Source organism: Enterobacter sp. 01-M-02-SI-ECC, assembly GCF_047530595.1.
Lineage (GTDB): Bacteria > Pseudomonadota > Gammaproteobacteria > Enterobacterales > Enterobacteriaceae > Enterobacter > Enterobacter cloacae_M.
Genome location: NZ_JBLKCZ010000111.1, coordinates 1 through 457 on the forward strand (window position 1 = coordinate 1; position 457 = coordinate 457).

At 56.7% G+C, this 457-nt stretch carries 1 pseudogene; it reads left to right on the forward strand.

Features of this window, described 5'->3' with window-relative positions:
- Positions 1–457 (forward strand): annotated as a pseudogene (locus tag ACMWLG_RS25925) (IS3 family transposase); the annotation flags it as partial.

Here is a 457-nt window from a genome sequence, read left to right on the forward strand (position 1 = left end):
AGGAAGGCAGCCTCACCGCCGTTGCGGCTGGAGAGGAAGTCGTTCCTGCTTCTGAGCTTACTGCTGCTCTGAAGCAGGTCCGGGAGCTTCAGCGCCTTCTGGGCAAGAAGACGATGGAAGTTGAGATCCTGAAAGAAGCCGTGGAGTACGGTCAGTCGCGAAAATGGATAGCGCACGCGCCCTTGTTGCCAAAGGACGGGGAATAGCCATGGTCAGCCGGACCATGGGCGTGTCGCGTGCGCAACTGTCACTGCGGATTAACCGTTCTGCCGACTGGCAGGACAGGCGCTGTAACCGGCGTAATGAAGAAGCAGACGCAGAAATACTGTCGGCTATCCTCAACATTATCAGCGATATGCCGAGTTATGGTTATCGACGCGTGTGGGGCATCCTGCGCAAGCAACGTCGCACAGAGGGACAGCCACCTGTGAATGCCAAACGGCTTTACAGGATAATG